We start from the raw sequence: 15,722 nt of genomic DNA on the forward strand, positions 1-15,722 counted from the left end.
AGTTCTACGTGGGCAGGCTTCTCCGCAACGCCCCGAGCCCAGGAGGACCCGATGACCACCGCGACCGGCACCACCACCACCCGCACCCGCCCGGCCACCGTCGCGCTGTGGACCCTGCAGGTCCTGCTCGGGCTCATGTTCGTCGTCGGCTCCGGGGCGCCGAAGCTGTTCGGCGACGCTTACGCCATCCAGATCTTCGCGGACCTCGGCACGGGCCAGTGGCTGCGGGTCGTCGTGGGCGTCCTCGAGGTCGCCGGCGGCATCGGCCTGCTGGTGCCCCGCCTCGCCGGGCTCGCCGCCTCGTGCCTGATCGCGCTCATGGTCGGCGCCACCGGCGCGCAGCTGTTCTTCCTGTCCGAGGGTTTCTGGTACACGCCGGTGATCCTCGGAGTCCTGCTCGGGGTCGTGGCCTGGGTGCGCCGCGCCGAGATCCTGCCCCGTCGCTGACCCGCACACGTCCCGCCCGGTCACCGAACACGGTGGCCGGGCGGTGACGTGTCTGGCCTACCGTCTCCCGACGTGACCAGCACCGAAGCGACCGCCGTCCGTGCCCGCGCCGAGGATTTCGTCGCCGATCTCCAGGAGTGGCTGCGCATCCCGTCGATCTCGGCCGATCCCGGCCACCACGACGACGTGGCGCGCTCGGCGGCGTGGCTGGCGGAGCGCCTGCGCGCCGAGGGCTGGCCGCAGGTCGAGGTGTGGGACGACACCGACGCCCTGCCCGCGGTGTTCGCGTCGTGGCCCGCCGCCGACGGGCGGGTGGGCGACTCGTCAGCGCCGACGGTGCTCGTCTACGGCCACCACGACGTCCAGCCCGCCGACCTCGCCGACGGCTGGTCTCATCCGCCGTTCGAGCCCGAGGTCGTGGGCGAGGAGCTGCGCGGGCGCGGCGCCTCCGACGACAAGGGCCACCTCGCGATGGTGCGCCTGGGCGTCGCCGCCCACCTCGCCGCGACCGGCGCGGACGGACCCGCCGTCCACCTCAAACTGCTCGCCGAGGGCGAGGAGGAGTCCGGCTCGGCGCACCTCGGGTCCCTGCTCGCCGCGCACCGCGACGCGCTGGCCTGCGACGCGATCGTCGTCACCGACACCGGGATGGTCGACCGGGACGCGCCGACCGTCTGCACCGGGATGCGCGGCATGGTCGACATCGAGATCGTCTTCCGCGGCGCCTCGGTGGACCTGCACTCCGGGCAGTTCGGCGGCGCCGTGCCCAATCCGGTCACCGAGCTCGCCCGCCTCGTCGCGGCGCTGCACGACGGCCAGGGGCGCGTGCAGGTGCCCGGGTTCTACGACGACGTCCGCCCGCCGACCGACGCCGAGCGCGCCGCCTGGGCCGCGCTGCCCTTCGACGAGCCCGCGTGGCTCGCGCACTCCGCGGCGGGCGCGCAGGCCACCGCGGGTGAGGCCGGCTGGAGCACCTACGAGCGGCTGTGGGCGCGCCCGACCGCCGAGGTCAACGGCCTGCACGGGGGCTACGGCGGCCCCGGGCACAAGACGATCGTCCCGCACTCGGCGACCGCGAAGCTGACGTTCCGGCTGGTCGCCGACCAGGACCCGGCGCGGATCCTCGACGGCGTCCGCGCCTTCGTCGCGGCGCACACCCCGCCCGGCATCACCGCCGAGGTCGTCGCCGGCGGCCCCGGCGTGCCGCCGCTGATCTGCGACGTCGACTCGACTTTGGTGACGACGATCCGCGAGGCGATGGGCGCCGCGTTGGGCGCCGAGGTGCTGCCGGCACGCGAGGGCGGCAGCGGCCCGGAGGCGCTGCTGTCCACCGAGCTCGCCGCCCCGCTGGCGTTCCTCGGGGTCATGCTGCCCTCCGACCGCATCCACGCCCCCGACGAGCGCGCCGTCCTCCCGCTGCTGCTGGCGGGTGCCGAGGCGACCGCGCACCTGTGGCGGCTCCTCGGGGAACGTGGTTTGCGTTAGAGCGCGCTCGACGCCCTAGCGTCGATGACGTGACCGCAGCAGCACAGCACCCGATCGGCTCCGGCTTCGGGGCGCACACGACCGCCGCCGAGGTCCTCGAGGGCCTCGACCTCACCGGCCGCCTGGCCGTCGTCACCGGCGGCTACTCGGGGCTCGGACTCGAGGCGACCCGCGCGCTCTCCGCGGCGGGCGCGCACGTGGTCGTCCCCGCTCGCCGCCCCGACGCCGCCAAGGAGGCACTCGACGGCATCGCCATCGACGGTTCCGGCCGCGTCGAGACCGACGCGCTCGACCTCGGCGACCTCGAGAGCGTCGCCGCCTTCGCCGACCGCTTCCTCGCCTCCGACCGCGCGATCGACATGATGATCGACAACGCCGGGATCATGGCGACGCCCGAGACCCGCGTCGGGCCCGGGTGGGAGGCGCAGTTCGCGACCAACCACCTCGGGCACTTCGCCCTGGTCAACCGCCTCTGGCCGGCGATCGCGCGCGGGCGCGACGCCCGCGTCGTGTCCGTGTCCTCCCGCGGGCACCACCGCTCGCCGGTGCGATTCGACGACCTCGACTGGCGCGCCGAGCCCTACGACAAGTGGCGCGCCTACGGCCAGGCCAAGACCGCCAACGTCCTGTTCGCCGTGCAGCTCGACGCCCTCGGCGCCTCCCACGGCGTCCGCGCCTTCTCGCTGCACCCCGGCGGCATCCTCACGCCGCTGCAGCGCCACCTCCCGCGCGAGGAGATGGTCGGCCTGGGGTGGGTCGACGAGGACGGCAACCCGACCGCGCAGACGGCGGCGACCTTCAAGACCCCCGAGGCGGGAGCGGCCACCGAGGTGTGGGCGGCGACGTCGCCGCAGCTGGCGGGTCGCGGCGGGCTGTACCTCGAGGACTGCGAGGTGGCCGAGGTCGCCACCGGCGATGCGGGGGGCGGCGTCCGCGACCACGCGATCGACCCCGAGGCCGCCGTGCGCCTCTGGGCCGTCTCGGCGGAGCGGACGGGCGTGGACGCGTTCCACTGATCGTGTGACGATGCGGGGCGGCGTGTCGGGTCGATGAGCAAGATCACCCGCTCGGCGGCCTCAAGGCGCTCGCGCCGTCGCTCTCCGGTGCCACCGGGCGTCGTCCGGCGGCGACGCCCGGTGGACCGGAGTGCCCGGAACGCCGTAGCAGACGCCGATTCGCGTGAGTGCTGCCTACCTCGATCGTGCGACGGTCCGGGGTGTTTGAATCCCGACCGTGTCGTTCACGGGGACTGCGGCGAAGACGGATCTGGATCGTTCCCACCTGGTGCGGGGTGGGGGCCGGCCGGTGAGTCGGTCGCCGCGGCGCGGTCCGGTCCTCGGCGTGCTCCTGGCACTCGCGCTCGGCGCGGGCGTCGCCCTCTGGCTGATCCTCGGCGCCGGCCCGGTCGGTGCCCGCGGGGGCGGGTCGGACGGCGGCGCCGAGGCCGCGCCGGCGCCCGTCGAGACCGTCGGTGCCGCGACGGTCGTCGCCACCGCGTCCTGCGTCGGCGAGGACCCGCACGACACCGTCGCGGTCGACGGTCCCGGCGGGCGGCGGTTGCTGCCGCTCGACGGCTGCGGCACGCCGACCGGGAGCCGGGTGCAGGTCCGGATGGCGTTCGTCGGCACCGAGCCGGCCGCGGACACCCGGGCCCGGGTGCTCGGCACCGGGTCGTCCGCGGCGCTGTCCGCCACCGAGCCCGCCGAGTCCCCGCTCACGAACCGGCTCGCGATCCTGCTCACCGGTGTCGCCGGGCTCGGGATGGCCGCGCTGCTCGTCGCCGTCGCCCGCGACCGTGCACACCGTCGCCCGGCGCCCGCGGCGCCCCGGGGCGCCGGCCGCACCGGGCGCAGCACGACGACGACGGCGGCCCCGCGCCCCGCGCCCGCCCGCCGCACACCCCATCGCCCCGCGGCCCGCCCGGGCCGTACCGCCCGTGCCGGCCGCCCCGCCGCCCTCGAGGCCGGGCGCCGCCGACACGGCGGCGGTCCGGCCCGGAACGGGCGCGCGCGGGACCGCGGCACGACCGGCGGGCCGCGCCGTCCGGCCGCCGGTCCGCACCGCGATTAGGTTGGGGCGTGTGACCTCCAGCGTGACCGCCCCGGGCCGGGCTGACAGAGCTGACGGTGGCCTGCACCGCCGGGTGCTCGACAACGGGCTGCGGGTGCTCCTCGTGCCCGATCCGGCGGCCCCCGTGGTGGGCGTCGCCGTCCACGTCGACGTCGGGTTCCGCTCCGAACCCGAGGGCCGGACCGGGTTCGCGCACCTCTTCGAGCACCTCATGTTCCAGGGCTCGGAGAGCCTGGACAAGCTCGCCCACTTCCGGCACGTCCAGTCGTCGGGCGGGGTGTTCAACGGCTCGACGCACCAGGACTACACGAACTACTTCGAGGTCCTGCCCTCCGCGGCACTCGAGCGCGCGCTCTTCCTCGAGGCCGACCGGCTGCGCGCCCCGCGCCTGACCGCGGAGAACCTGCGCAACCAGGTCGACGTGGTCAAGGAGGAGATCCGCCTCAACGTCCTCAACCGGCCCTACGGCGGCTTCCCCTGGATCCTGCTGCCGCCGGTGCTGTACGACACCTACCCGAACGCCCACAACGGCTACGGGGACTTCACCGACCTCGAGCAGGCCGACCTCGACGACGCGGCGGCGTTCTTCGACGCCTACTACGCGCCGGGCAATTCGGTGCTCACCGTCGTCGGTGACCTCGATCCCGACGAGGCGGCCACGCTCGTCGAGAAGCACTTCGGCGACATCCCCGCGCGCCCGGTCCCCGTGCGGCCGAGCTTCGCCGAACCACCACCCGACGGCGTGCGGCGCGAGAACGTCACCGACGCGCACGCCCCGCTGCCCGCTCTCGCGCTCGGTCACCGCCTGCCCGACCCGGGCACCGACCTCGACGGCTACCTCGCCCACGCGGTGCTCGCGAGCCTGCTCACCGACGGCGAGGCCGCCCGGCTCACCCAGCGACTGGTGTACGGCGACGCGCTCGTCACCGACGTCTCCGCGTCCTGCGGACTCATGGGCGCGCCGCTCGACGCGCGCGACCCCGACACGTTCACGGTGACCGCGGTGCACCCGGCGTCGGTCGACCCGGACCGCGTCGTCGCCGCCGTCGACGACGAGCTCGCCGCTCTCGCGGCCGAGGGACCGGACCCCGAGGAGCTGCGCCGCGTCACCGCGCGCTGGGCGTCCTCGCTGCACCGCGAGCACGACCGGCTGATGAGCCGCATGCTCGCCCTCGGGTCCGCCGAGCTGGTGCAGGGCCGCGCCGAGCTCGCCGACGAGCTGCCCGGGCTCATCGCCGCCGTCGAGCCCTCCGCCGTCGCCGCGGCCGCCGGGAAGCTCCAGCCCGGGGCCCGCGCGATCCTCACGATCACGCCGGGGGGTGCGGCATGACCGGGACGCGCAGCAGTGTGGGGAGCACGCCGCGAGGGGAGCCGGACCTCCTCGGGCCAGCCCCCACCCGTCGCAGCGCCGACGAGATCGGCAGCACCGCCACCGGGCCCCGCCCGCTGCCGGCCCTGGGCCCGCAGCGTGCGGTGCCCGCGCCCGACGAGGTGGACACCGTCCTCGACTCCGGCCTGCGGGTGATCGCCGTCCGGCGCGCCGAGGTGCCGATGGTCGAGGTGCGGCTACGGGTGCCGTTCGCCGACGTGACCGGCGCCGAGAACTCGGACCACGCCGCGGTCGCCGAGCTGCTCTCGACCACGATCCTGTCGGGCACGTCGAGCCGCAGCCGCGTCGGTATCGACGACGACCTGGCCGGAGTCGGCGGCGAGATCGGGTTCGCGGTCGACCCGGAGCGCCTCGCGGTCTCCGGACATGCGCTGGCCGAGGGCCTCGACACGCTGCTCGAGGTGCTCGCCGACCTGCTGCTCCACGCGACCCACCCCGACGACGAGCTGGCCCGCGAGCGCGAGCGTCTCGTCGAGCGCATCGAGATGGCCTCGGCGCAGCCCTCGGTCATCGCCCGGCGCGCGCTGCAGGAGCGCCGCTACGGCAGCCACCCGGTGACGCGCGAGATGCCGCGCCCGGGGGAGGTGTCCGCGGTCCCGGCCGACGCGGTCCGCGCGCTGCAGGCCGCGGCGCTGCGCCCGGGCGGCGCGGTGCTCGTGCTCGTCGGTGACCTCGACCCCGCCGACGCGGTGCGCCGCGTGGAGTCCGCGCTCACCGACTGGACCGGCGGCGAGGCGGCGGGGATCCCGGCGCTGCCCGCGCTCACCGCCCGCGACCTGCTGCTGGTGGACCGGCCGGGCTCGGTGCAGTCGCAGCTGCGTCTCTCGGCGCCGGCCGTGGGCCGCACCGACCCGCGCTACGCGGCGTTGCAGCTGGCGAACCTCTCGCTCGGCGGCTACTTCTCGTCGCGCCTGGTGGAGAACCTGCGCGAGGACAAGGGCTACACCTACCACGCGTCGTCGAGCCTGGAGCTCGATCCGCACGGGGCGGCGCTGCTGGTGGAGACCGACGTCGCGTCGGAGGTCACCGCGCCCGCGCTGCTCGAGCTGCGGTACGAGCTCGGGCGCCTCGCGGTGCTGCCGCCGTCGGCCGACGAGGTCGAGTCGGCGCGGCGCTACCTCGTCGGTTCGCTGCTGATCTCCATGACGACCCAGGCGGGCTACGCGTCCACGGTCGCCTCCCTCGCGGCACACGGCCTGGACGCCGCCTGGATCCGCGAGCACCCGGCCCGGGTCGAGGCGGTCACGGTCGACCAGGTCGCGGCCGCGGCGGAGGAGTTCTTCGCGCCGACGCACTTCACCGGGGTCGTCGTCGCCGACGCCGCACGAGCCGCCGACGGATTGCGCGCGCTCGGTGGCGTGGAGGTGGGTTCGTGAGCACGGCGGGTCCCGACCTGCGCGCCGCGTTCCACCTCGACGATCTCCCGTCGCTGTCGCGTTCCACGGTCGACCGCCGCGAGCAGCTGCGCGTCGACCCCGACCACGCCCGCGCGCTGTGGCCCGACGCGCGTGTCGTGCTCGTCGACCCGCACGGCCGCACGCCGGTCGGTCGCGGTGCCGACGGGACGATGTCGCTCGCGTTCGCCCCCACGTCGGTGCTCGGTGAGGTGATCCCCGACGGCGCGGTCCTGCTGGGCGAGGAGAGCGGCACCGCCTTCTGGGCGGTGCGCGTGCCCGACCCGGCCGAGGCGGAGTCGAACGACGCGGGCTCCGGGTTCATGACCGCCGACCAGTGGTCGCGCGCCGGCGGCAGCCCCGACCACGAGAACTGGACCGACCTGCGCAGCTCCGGCGCCGACCTCGACGCCCGCAGCGCCGGCCTGCTGACCACCGCGGTGTCGCTGCTGAACTGGCACGACCGCGCCCGGTTCTGCGCCCGCGACGGGTCGGAGATGGACGCGATCAAGGCGGGCTGGGCGCAGCTGTGCCGCGCACACCAGCACGAGGAGTACCCGCGCACCGACGCGTCGATGATCTGCCTGGTGCACGACGGCGCGGCGGGTGAACAGGCTCAGGTGCTGCTCGCGCGCCAGCCGATCTGGCCGGAGGGGCGCTACTCGGTGCTCGCCGGGTTCGTCGAGGCGGGTGAGTCGCTGGAGGCGTGCGTGACCCGCGAGTGCGCCGAGGAGGTCGGCGTCGACGTGCACACGATCTCGTATCTCGGGTCGCAGCCGTGGCCGTTCCCGCGCTCGCTCATGATCGGGTTCGCGGCCGTCGCCGACCCCGCCCAGCCGCTGAGACTGCAGGTGGGCGAGATCGAGGGCGCCCGCTGGGTCACCCGCGCCGAGCTCAAGGACGCGCTCGACGCCGGCGCCTGGTCGCACCGCGACGGCGCAGGGTCGGGCGAGCGACGGCACAGCGTCGGCGGCGTCGGTGGGACGAACTTCGAGGCCGGCGCCGGTCGCGACCTCATCCTGCCCGGCGGTGTGTCCATCGCCCGGGCGATGCTCGAGGCGTGGGCCGCCGCCGGCTGAGGCCCGGGGTACGCAGCGAACGAGCTGTTCGCTGCTTCTATGCGCGCGTAGTCCCCGTTCGCGACCTCAGGAGGCGGCCTCGACACGTGCCAGCGTCTCCTTGACCTCGGCGAAGCTGGGGTTGGTGGCTGCGCTGCCGTCGGGGTAGACGACGGTCGGCACGGTGCGGTTGCCGCCGTTGACCTTGGTGACGATCTCGGCGGCCTCGGGCTCGCGCTCGATGTCCACCTCGTCGTAGCCGATGCCCTCGCGGTCGAGCTGCGTCTTGAGTCGACGGCAGAAGCCGCACCAGCTGGTCGTGTACATCGTCATCTGTGCCACGTCCGGTGCAACGCGGCGAGATCGCTCAGGCTTCCACGTGCCCGAACCGGTGACGGGTCACACTGACGGCCTGCTCGCGCAGCACGGTGAGCATCTCCCGCCGCCCGTCGGCCACCACCGGCGCGTCGACCAGGGACGCGCCGACCGCCGCGGCCTCGCGCCGCAGGACGTCCGAGGGCATGCCGATGACACGCAGCCTCTCGCCGGGCTCCGGGGACCCCGGGTCGTCGACGACCGGCACGCCGGCGCAGGCCGCGGCCAGGCGGACCCGCAGGACGTCGCGCTCGGCCGCGTCGGGGCCGACGACCAGGCGCAGCGCGGGCAGGGGGCGGTACCGGAAGACGTTGGCCTCCGCCCGCAGGCCGGTCGGGTCGTGCTCGACCGAGAACTCGTCGCGCCAGGCCGCGGCGTCCGACGCGGCGGCGGCCCGCAACCACACGAGGTCGTCGGGGTCCAGGCGCGGTGCCGCCGACGCGAGGAGCTCCGCGGCCGCGGCCTCGAGCGGCGCGGAGGGCAAGCGGTCGAGGGGCCCGTCGTGCCAGGTGCCGAACTGGGCGACGTAGTTCGGCCCGCCGGGCTTGGCGCCGGGGCCCACGACCGAGCCCTTCCACCCCCCGAACGACTGGCGCTGCACGATCGCCCCGGTGATGTGGCGGTTGACGTAGGCGTTGCCGACCTCGACGCGCTCCATCCAGTGACCGATCTCGTCCGGGTCGAGTGCGTGCAGACCGCCGGTGAGGCCGTAGCCCGTCGCGTTCTGCAGCGCGATCGCCTCGTCGAGGTCCGCCGCGTGCATCAGCCCGAGCACCGGCCCGAAGCACTCGGTGAGGTGGAACCACGAGCCCGGCGCGACCGGCTCCTTCACGCCGGGGGTCCACAGGGTCCCGTCGAGGTGGCGGGGCTTCACGAGCCAGCGCTCGCCGTCGTCGAGGCGGGTCAACGCCCGCTCGAGCTTGTCGTCCGGCGGCCCGATCAGCGGGCCCGTCGTCGTCGACGGGTCGCTGCCGTGGCCGACGCGCAGGGTGCGGACGGCGTCGGCGAGCTGGCGGTGGAACCGCGCCCCGGCCGCGGTGCGCTCCGAGCGCATCGAGCCGACGAGGATCGCCAGCGACGCCGCCGAGCACTTCTGCCCGGCGTGCCCGAACGCCGAGCGCACGAGGTCGGCGACGGCGAGGTCCGGGTCGGCGCTCGGGGTGATCACGAGCGCGTTCTTGCCGCTGGTCTCCGCCACCAGGCGCAGGTCGGGACGCCACGACCGGAACAGCGCCGCGGTCTGCGACGCCCCGGTGAGCACGACGTGGTCGACCGCGGGGTGCGTGACCAGCCGCCGCCCCGCCGTGTCGTCGGTGGAGCCCTCGTCGGTGTGGACGAGCCGCAGCGCGTCGGCGGGGATCCCACCGCGGTGCAGGGCGGCGACGCCGACCTCGGCGCACGCCCGCACCTGCGGCGCCGGCTTGATGACGACCGACGCCCCGGCCGCGAGCGCGGCGACGCAACCGCCGAGCGGGATCGCGATCGGGAAGTTCCAGGGCGGGGTCACGACGACGACGCGGTCCGGGGTGAACGGCGCGTCCGCGAGCTCCTCGGCCCGGTCCGCGTAGTACGCCGCGAAGTCGATCGCCTCGGAGATTTCGGGGTCCGCCTCGGCGATCGTCTTGCCGGCCTCGCCGACCATGACGGTGAGCAGGTCCCCGCGCGCCGCCGCCAGGGCCCGCGCGGCGTCGCGGAGCACGGCGGCGCGCTGGCGGGCCGGCCGGGCGCCCCAGCCCGACGCGGCGGCGCGCTCGACGACGGCGTCCACGGCGGCGGGGTCGGTGAGCTCCGGCTCGGCGACGGGCGGGGCAGGGGTTCGGATCGCCGCCATCGCCCACGCCCGGTTGGCGGCCAGGGAGGGGTCGGTGTCGGGCTCGTTGCGGAAGCGGTCCGGGATCATCGGGGTCTCGGTGGCACGGTCCTGCGTCCGCCGCGGGGTCGCCGGCACCGCGTCGCGGTCGCGCACCGACGCCCGGAACCGGTCGACGTACGACGTGGGCCCGGCGTCGGAGAACAGCGCGTAGAGGTAGTTCTCCGGCGACGCGTTCTCCTCCAGGCGCCGCACGAGGTAGGAGACGGCGGCGTCGAAGTCGCCCCTGTGCACCACGGGCGTGTACAGCACCAGCTTGCCGAGATCTTCGGAAACACGGCGGACGTCGCGCGCGACGACCCGCGCCTGGGCGGGCGCCATACCCTGCAGCATCTCCACGTCGAGCTGGCGCTCGGCCCCGCGCGCCGCGGCGAGCTCGACGGCGAGGGCCACGTGGTGCAGGTGGTGGCTGGCGACGCCGAGGCGCAGCGCGTCGACGAGGTCGCCGCCGATCGCGCGGTCGAGCAGCCGCACGTAGTTGGCGTCGACCTCCGCCTTGGTGGGGTAGGGCGCCTGCGGCCAGTCGTGCAGCGCGGCGTCCACCTGCTCCATCGCGAGGTTCGCGCCCTTGACCAGCCGCACCTTGATCGGCGCCCCGCCCGCGGCGACCCGTCGGCGCGCGAAGGCGGCGAGCTCGGTGAGCGCCCCGAGCGCGTCGGGCAGGTAGGCCTGCAGCACGATTCCCGCCGGCAGGTCCGCCAGCTCGGGCCGGTCGAGCAGCGCGGTGAACACCGCGACCGTGAGGTCGAGGTCCTTGTACTCCTCCATGTCGAGGTTCACGAACGAGCCGGTGTCGCGGGCGAGCACCATCAACGGCGTCAGGCGCTCGACGAGCCGCTCGCGGTTGCCCTCGAGGTCCCAGGGCACCAGCTGGCTCGCCACCGACGACGCCTTCACCGACACGTAGTCGACGTCGTCGCGGCGCAGCAGGTCCGTCGTGCGCTCGAGGCGCCGGTCGGCCTCGTCCTCGCCGAGGACCGCCTCGCCGAGCAGGTTGAGGTTGAGCCGGAACCCCTCCTGCTTCGCCTCGGCGAGCCGACGGCGCAGCGCGCGCCCGTCCGCCCGATCGTCGAGGGAGACGATCAGATGGCCCACCATCGCCTTCAGCCGCTTCCGCGCGAGAGGGACCACGACCCTCGGCAGGCGCGGCGCCGCGAGCCCCCCGGCCCGGAGCAGTGCCGCGTCGCGCCGGCCGACGAACGCCGGCAGCGGCGAGCGGCGTCCCGCCAGCCGCGCCAGCTCGCGGGCGGCGACGTCGTCGTCGGCGGGCCGGGCGACGCGGTCGACGAACCGCAGCGTGAAGTCGATACCGGCCGGGTCGTGCACCAGGGCGGCGAGCTGCGCCGACGGCCCCGTCGCCGTGCCCGCGGTGTTCGCCGCGCCGGCCCGTGCCCACTGGTCGGCGCGGATCACCGCGCGCTCGACGAGGTCGTCGGGGATGCCGCCGGCCTCGAGCACCTCGGAGTCGCGGGGGACGAGCTGCTCGGTCATGCCTCCATGGTGGCCCCGTCCGCGGCGATCAGGTGCGGGTGCGCAACGCCCACACCGCCAGTGGCCCGAAGACGGCGGCGAAAGCGATACCCCAGAGCAGCGTGGCGACCGCGTTGGCCGCCACCGGCCCGCCGACCAGCAGGCCGCGCAGCGCGTCGGCCATCCGGGTGACCGGGTTGATCGACACCCAGGCCTGGAGCCAGCCGGGCATCGTCTGGGTGGGTGCGAAGGCGTTGCTCGCGAAGGTCAGCGGGAAGAGCACCGTGAACCCGTAGATCTGGACCTTCTCCGGGTCGCGCGCGAGCACCCCGAGCAGCACCGACGTCCACGAGAACGCCAGGGTGAACGCCACCAGCAGGCCGAACGCGGCGAGCACGGCCACCGGGCTCGTCGTGATGCGGAAGCCGAGCACCACGCCGATCGCGAGCAGCACGACCAGCGACCAGAGCTGGCGCAGGACGTCGCCGAGGATGCGCCCGGTCAGCGGCGCCGACCGCGCGATCGGCAGGCTGCGGAACCGATCGAACGTGCCCTTCTGCAGGTCGGTCGCCAGCCCGGTGGCCGTGTAGATCGTCAGGAACAGGGCGTTCTGCGCGATGAGCCCGCCGAGCGCGAACTGGAGGTAGTCGTCGGTGGAGCCGCCGATCGCACCGCCGAACACGAACGTGAACAGCAGCACGAACATGATCGGCTGGATCGACAGGTCGAGCAGCTCGGAGGGGTTGTGCTTGATCTGCACCAGGCTGCGCCACGCCATGGTCAGCGACTGGCTCGCCCACTGCCCCGGAGAGACGCGGCGCGACGGTGCCGTTCCCGTGTCGGGGGCGACGGCGGGCCGCGCGGGGGCCGTGCGGTCGAGGGTCACGCGGACTCCTGGAGCTCGTCGGTGGGACCTGTCTCGACCGCGCGGTGGCCGGTGAGGGCGAGGAAGACCTCGTCGAGGGTGGCGCGCCGCAGCGTCAGCTCGGCGAGGCTCACTCCGACGTCGTCGAGCCGGCGCACCACGGCGGGCATGAGCGCGTCGTCGGCGGCGGCCACCGCGACCGTGCCGTGCTCGACGGTGGGCTCCGCGCCCGCCAGCTCGCCGGCGATGCGGCGCACCACGTCGAGCTGCTCGGGACGGGTCGGGCGCATCTGGAGCACGGCGGCGCCGGCGCGGGACTTGAGGTCGAGCGGCGTGCCCGTCGCGACGACCGTGCCGCGGTCGATGACGACGATGTCGTCGGCGAGCTGGTCGGCCTCCTCGAGGTACTGCGTGGTGAGCAGCACGGTGACGCCGTCGTCGGTGAGCCCTCGGACCATGTCCCACAGCTCGTTGCGGCTCGCCGGGTCGAGCCCGGTGGTCGGCTCGTCGAGGAACAGGATGCGCGGGCGCCCGACCAGCGACGCCGCGAGGTCGAGGCGGCGCCGCATGCCGCCGGAGTAGGTGCGCGCGGCGCGGCCCGCGGCGTCGGTGAGCCCGAACTGGGCGAGCAGCTCCGCGGCGCGCGCCCTGGACGTCGCCCGGCTCTGACCGAGCAGGCGGGCGATGAGCACGAGGTTCTCCGTGCCGGTGAGCGCCTCGTCGACCCCGGCGTACTGCCCGGTGAGCCCGATGAGCGTGCGCACCCGATGCGGCTCGGCGACGACGTCGAACCCGCCGACCAGCCCCCGACCCTCGTCGGGCGCGAGCAGGGTGGCGAGCACGCGCGTCGCGGTGGTCTTGCCGGCGCCGTTGGGCCCGAGCACGCCGAGGACGGTGCCCTCGGTGGCCGAGAAGCCGGCGCCGGCGAGCGCGGTGGTGGCGCCGAAGCGCTTGACGAGACCGTCGGCCTCGATGGCAGGTGGCACGAGGGAGACAGTGTCACGGGGGTCCGACACCGGTCATGACGTTTTCCGACCCGTACCGCCCCCGGCCGTCGGCGTGGATTGAGACCATGGGGCCGTGGGTGGCAGCGACGGGGACAGGGTGACGTCAGGGCTCGATCCCGAGCAGCGGGCGGCGGTCCTGGCCCCCCGAGGTCCGGTCTGCGTGCTCGCGGGCGCGGGCACCGGCAAGACCCGCACGATCACGCGGCGCATCGCCCACCTCGTCGCCGCGGGCCACGTCCAGTCCGGGCAGGTCCTGGCGGTCACGTTCACGGCGCGCGCGGCGGGGGAGATGCGCACGCGGTTGCGCGACCTCGGCGTCGGCAGCCCCGGGCAGCCGCCGGTGCAGGCGCGCACGTTCCACGCCGCGGCCCTGCGCCAGCTGCGCTACTTCTGGCCGCGCGTGGTGGGCGGCGCGCCGTGGGAGGTGCTCGAGGGCAAGCTGCGCCTCGTCGGGCAGGCCGCGCAGCGCGCCGGGGCGCCCACCACGCGCGAGTCGCTGCGCGACCTCGCGAGCGAGATCGAGTGGGCGAAGGCGTCGCTCGTGCCCGCGTCGGACTACGCCGCGGCGGCGGGCAAGGCGGCCCGCGACGTCCCCGCGCCGGTCGAGCAGGTCACCGCGGTGTACGAGACCTACGAGACGCTCAAGAACCGTGCCGAGGTGCTCGACTTCGACGACCTCCTGCTGCACACCGCGGCCGCGCTCGAGGAGCACCCCGAGGTCGCCCACGAGTTCCACGAGCGCTACCGCTGCTTCGTCGTCGACGAGTTCCAGGACGTCACCCCCGCGCAGCACAGGCTGCTCCGGGCCTGGACGGGCGGTCGCGACGACCTCACCGTCGTCGGCGACGCCAACCAGACGATCTACTCGTTCGCCGGTGCCAGCCCGTCGTACCTGCTCGACTTCCCGCGGGTCTTCCCCGAGGCCACCGTCGTGCGCCTCGTGCGCGACTACCGCTCGACGCCCCAGGTCGTCACGGCCGCCAACACGGTGATCGGCGCGGCCCGCGGGCGCGCCGCCGGGTCGCGGCTGCGCCTCGAGGGCCAGCGCCCGCCCGGTCCGGACCCCGACTTCGCCGAGCACGACGACGAGCCCGCCGAGGCCACGGCCGTCGCGACGGCGATCCGCGAGCTGATCGACGACGGCGTGCCGCCCGCCGAGATCGCGGTGCTCTACCGCGTCAACGCGCAGTCGGAGGTCTACGAGACCGCGCTCGGGGACGCCGGCATCGCCTACCAGGTGCGCGGGGGCGAGCGGTTCTTCCAACGCACCGAGGTCCGCACGGCCGTCGCCGCCCTGCGCACCGCCGCGTCGCGGGCGCCCGAGGAAGCCCGCGGCGAGGGCATGGTCACGGTGGTGCGCGCCGTGCTGGGCGAGCAGGGGCTCACGGAGTCCGCGCCGGCGGGTACGGCCGGGCAGGGTGCCGCGCGCCAGCGGTGGGAGTCGCTGCGGGCGCTCGCCGAGCTCGCCGAGGAGCTCGTCGCCGCGGTGCCCGACGCCGACCTCCCCGCGTTCCTCGCCGAGCTGCAGACCCGCGCGCAGGCGCAGCACCCCCCGACCGTCCAGGGCGTCACGCTCTCCTCGCTGCACGCGGCCAAGGGTCTCGAGTGGGACGCGGTCTTCCTCGTCGGCCTCACGGACGGCACCCTGCCGATCCAGCACGCCGACGGCGACGACGACGCGATCGAGGAGGAGCGGCGCCTGTTCTACGTCGGCGTCACACGCGCGCGCGTGCACCTGCGGCTGTCGTGGGCGCTCTCGCGCAACGCCGGCGGGCGTCGCTCACGGCGGCGCAGCCGCTTCCTCTACGGGCTCGTGCCCGACGAGCACCCGGCGGCGCGCCGTCCCACCGGTCGCGAGAACGGCGCGTCCCGGGGCACGCCGGTGTGCCGGGTCTGCGGCAAGCCGCTGCCCGATCCGGCGTCGGCGAAGCTCGGCCGGTGCAGCAGCCACCCCTCGGACATCGACGAGACGCTGCTCGAGGCGCTCAAGGCCTGGCGCTCGGCGGAGGCGAAGTCGCGCTCGGTGCCCGCGTACGTCGTGTTCACCGACGCGACGCTCATCGCGCTGGCCGAGCAGCGCCCGCACGACCCCTCCGGCCTCGTCGCGATCCCGGGCATCGGCTCGTCGAAGCTCGAACGCTACGGCGACGACGTCCTCTCCCTGGTCCGCGAGCACGCGTCGTAGGGGGCGCGCGGCCGCCTGGTGATCGAGGAGTGCGCTGTGCACCCCGCACCCTGCGCACCCCGCCGGTCTCCGGAGGTGCACCAGGTGCCCCTGACCTCCGCGCCGG

12 protein-coding genes are annotated in these 15,722 nt (G+C 75.2%); 8 read left to right on the top strand and 4 right to left on the bottom strand.

The features are described 5' to 3' along the window. The first annotated feature begins 51 nt into the window (after positions 1-51). The 7 genes from AC2A1K_RS03505 (at position 52) to nudC (ending at position 7,865) form a co-directional block, all read left to right on the top strand. On the top strand, positions 52-447 hold the full coding sequence (locus tag AC2A1K_RS03505) for a DoxX family protein (protein ID WP_483894925.1): 396 nt from the start codon (positions 52-54) through the stop codon (positions 445-447). Between the two features lie 72 nt (positions 448-519). Beyond that, a complete protein-coding gene (locus tag AC2A1K_RS03510; protein ID WP_483894926.1) occupies positions 520-1,932 on the top strand; it encodes a M20/M25/M40 family metallo-hydrolase in 1,413 nt (470 codons plus the stop codon). Positions 1,933-1,961: 29 nt separating this feature from the next. Further along, positions 1,962-2,948, top strand: coding sequence for an SDR family NAD(P)-dependent oxidoreductase (locus AC2A1K_RS03515; protein WP_483894927.1), 987 nt, complete (start codon positions 1,962-1,964; stop codon positions 2,946-2,948). Positions 2,949-3,273: 325 nt separating this feature from the next. Beyond that, entirely contained in the window at positions 3,274-4,002 is a 729-nt protein-coding gene (locus AC2A1K_RS03520) for a hypothetical protein (RefSeq protein ID WP_483894928.1), read from the top strand. A 10-nt stretch (positions 4,003-4,012) separates the two neighbouring features. Continuing rightward, positions 4,013-5,332 (top strand): M16 family metallopeptidase, encoded by a 1,320-nt coding sequence (locus AC2A1K_RS03525; protein WP_483894929.1) that lies wholly within the window; start codon positions 4,013-4,015, stop codon positions 5,330-5,332. After that, entirely contained in the window at positions 5,329-6,768 is a 1,440-nt protein-coding gene (locus AC2A1K_RS03530) for a M16 family metallopeptidase (RefSeq protein WP_483894930.1), read from the top strand. Before AC2A1K_RS03525 ends, AC2A1K_RS03530 begins: the two co-directional genes overlap by 4 nt. After that, positions 6,765-7,865 (top strand): NAD(+) diphosphatase, encoded by a 1,101-nt coding sequence (nudC, locus tag AC2A1K_RS03535; RefSeq protein WP_483894931.1) that lies wholly within the window; start codon positions 6,765-6,767, stop codon positions 7,863-7,865. Before AC2A1K_RS03530 ends, nudC begins: the two co-directional genes overlap by 4 nt. Before the next feature lie 66 nt (positions 7,866-7,931). On the opposite strand, the gene AC2A1K_RS03540 is transcribed toward nudC, so the two are convergent. From AC2A1K_RS03540 to AC2A1K_RS03555, 4 genes are read right to left on the bottom strand one after another with little or no spacing between them, the layout of a single operon-like run. Continuing rightward, on the bottom strand, positions 7,932-8,177 hold the full coding sequence (locus tag AC2A1K_RS03540; protein WP_378024439.1) for a mycoredoxin: 246 nt from the start codon (positions 8,175-8,177) through the stop codon (positions 7,932-7,934). Positions 8,178-8,211: 34 nt separating this feature from the next. Continuing rightward, positions 8,212-11,580, bottom strand: a complete 3,369-nt coding sequence (locus tag AC2A1K_RS03545; protein WP_483894932.1) for a bifunctional proline dehydrogenase/L-glutamate gamma-semialdehyde dehydrogenase — start codon at positions 11,578-11,580, stop codon at positions 8,212-8,214. Positions 11,581-11,608: 28 nt separating this feature from the next. After that, on the bottom strand, positions 11,609-12,445 hold the full coding sequence (locus tag AC2A1K_RS03550; RefSeq protein ID WP_483894933.1) for an ABC transporter permease: 837 nt from the start codon (positions 12,443-12,445) through the stop codon (positions 11,609-11,611). Next, on the bottom strand, positions 12,442-13,410 hold the full coding sequence (locus AC2A1K_RS03555; protein ID WP_483894934.1) for an ATP-binding cassette domain-containing protein: 969 nt from the start codon (positions 13,408-13,410) through the stop codon (positions 12,442-12,444). The genes AC2A1K_RS03550 and AC2A1K_RS03555 overlap by 4 nt, the downstream gene beginning before the upstream one ends. Before the next feature lie 94 nt (positions 13,411-13,504). On the opposite strand from AC2A1K_RS03555, the gene AC2A1K_RS03560 reads away from it, so the two are divergent. Next, on the top strand, positions 13,505-15,616 hold the full coding sequence (locus AC2A1K_RS03560; RefSeq protein ID WP_483894935.1) for an ATP-dependent helicase: 2,112 nt from the start codon (positions 13,505-13,507) through the stop codon (positions 15,614-15,616). Positions 15,617-15,722: the final 106 nt, after the last annotated feature.

This window comes from Actinomycetospora sp. 2LY8.5, assembly GCF_057180585.1.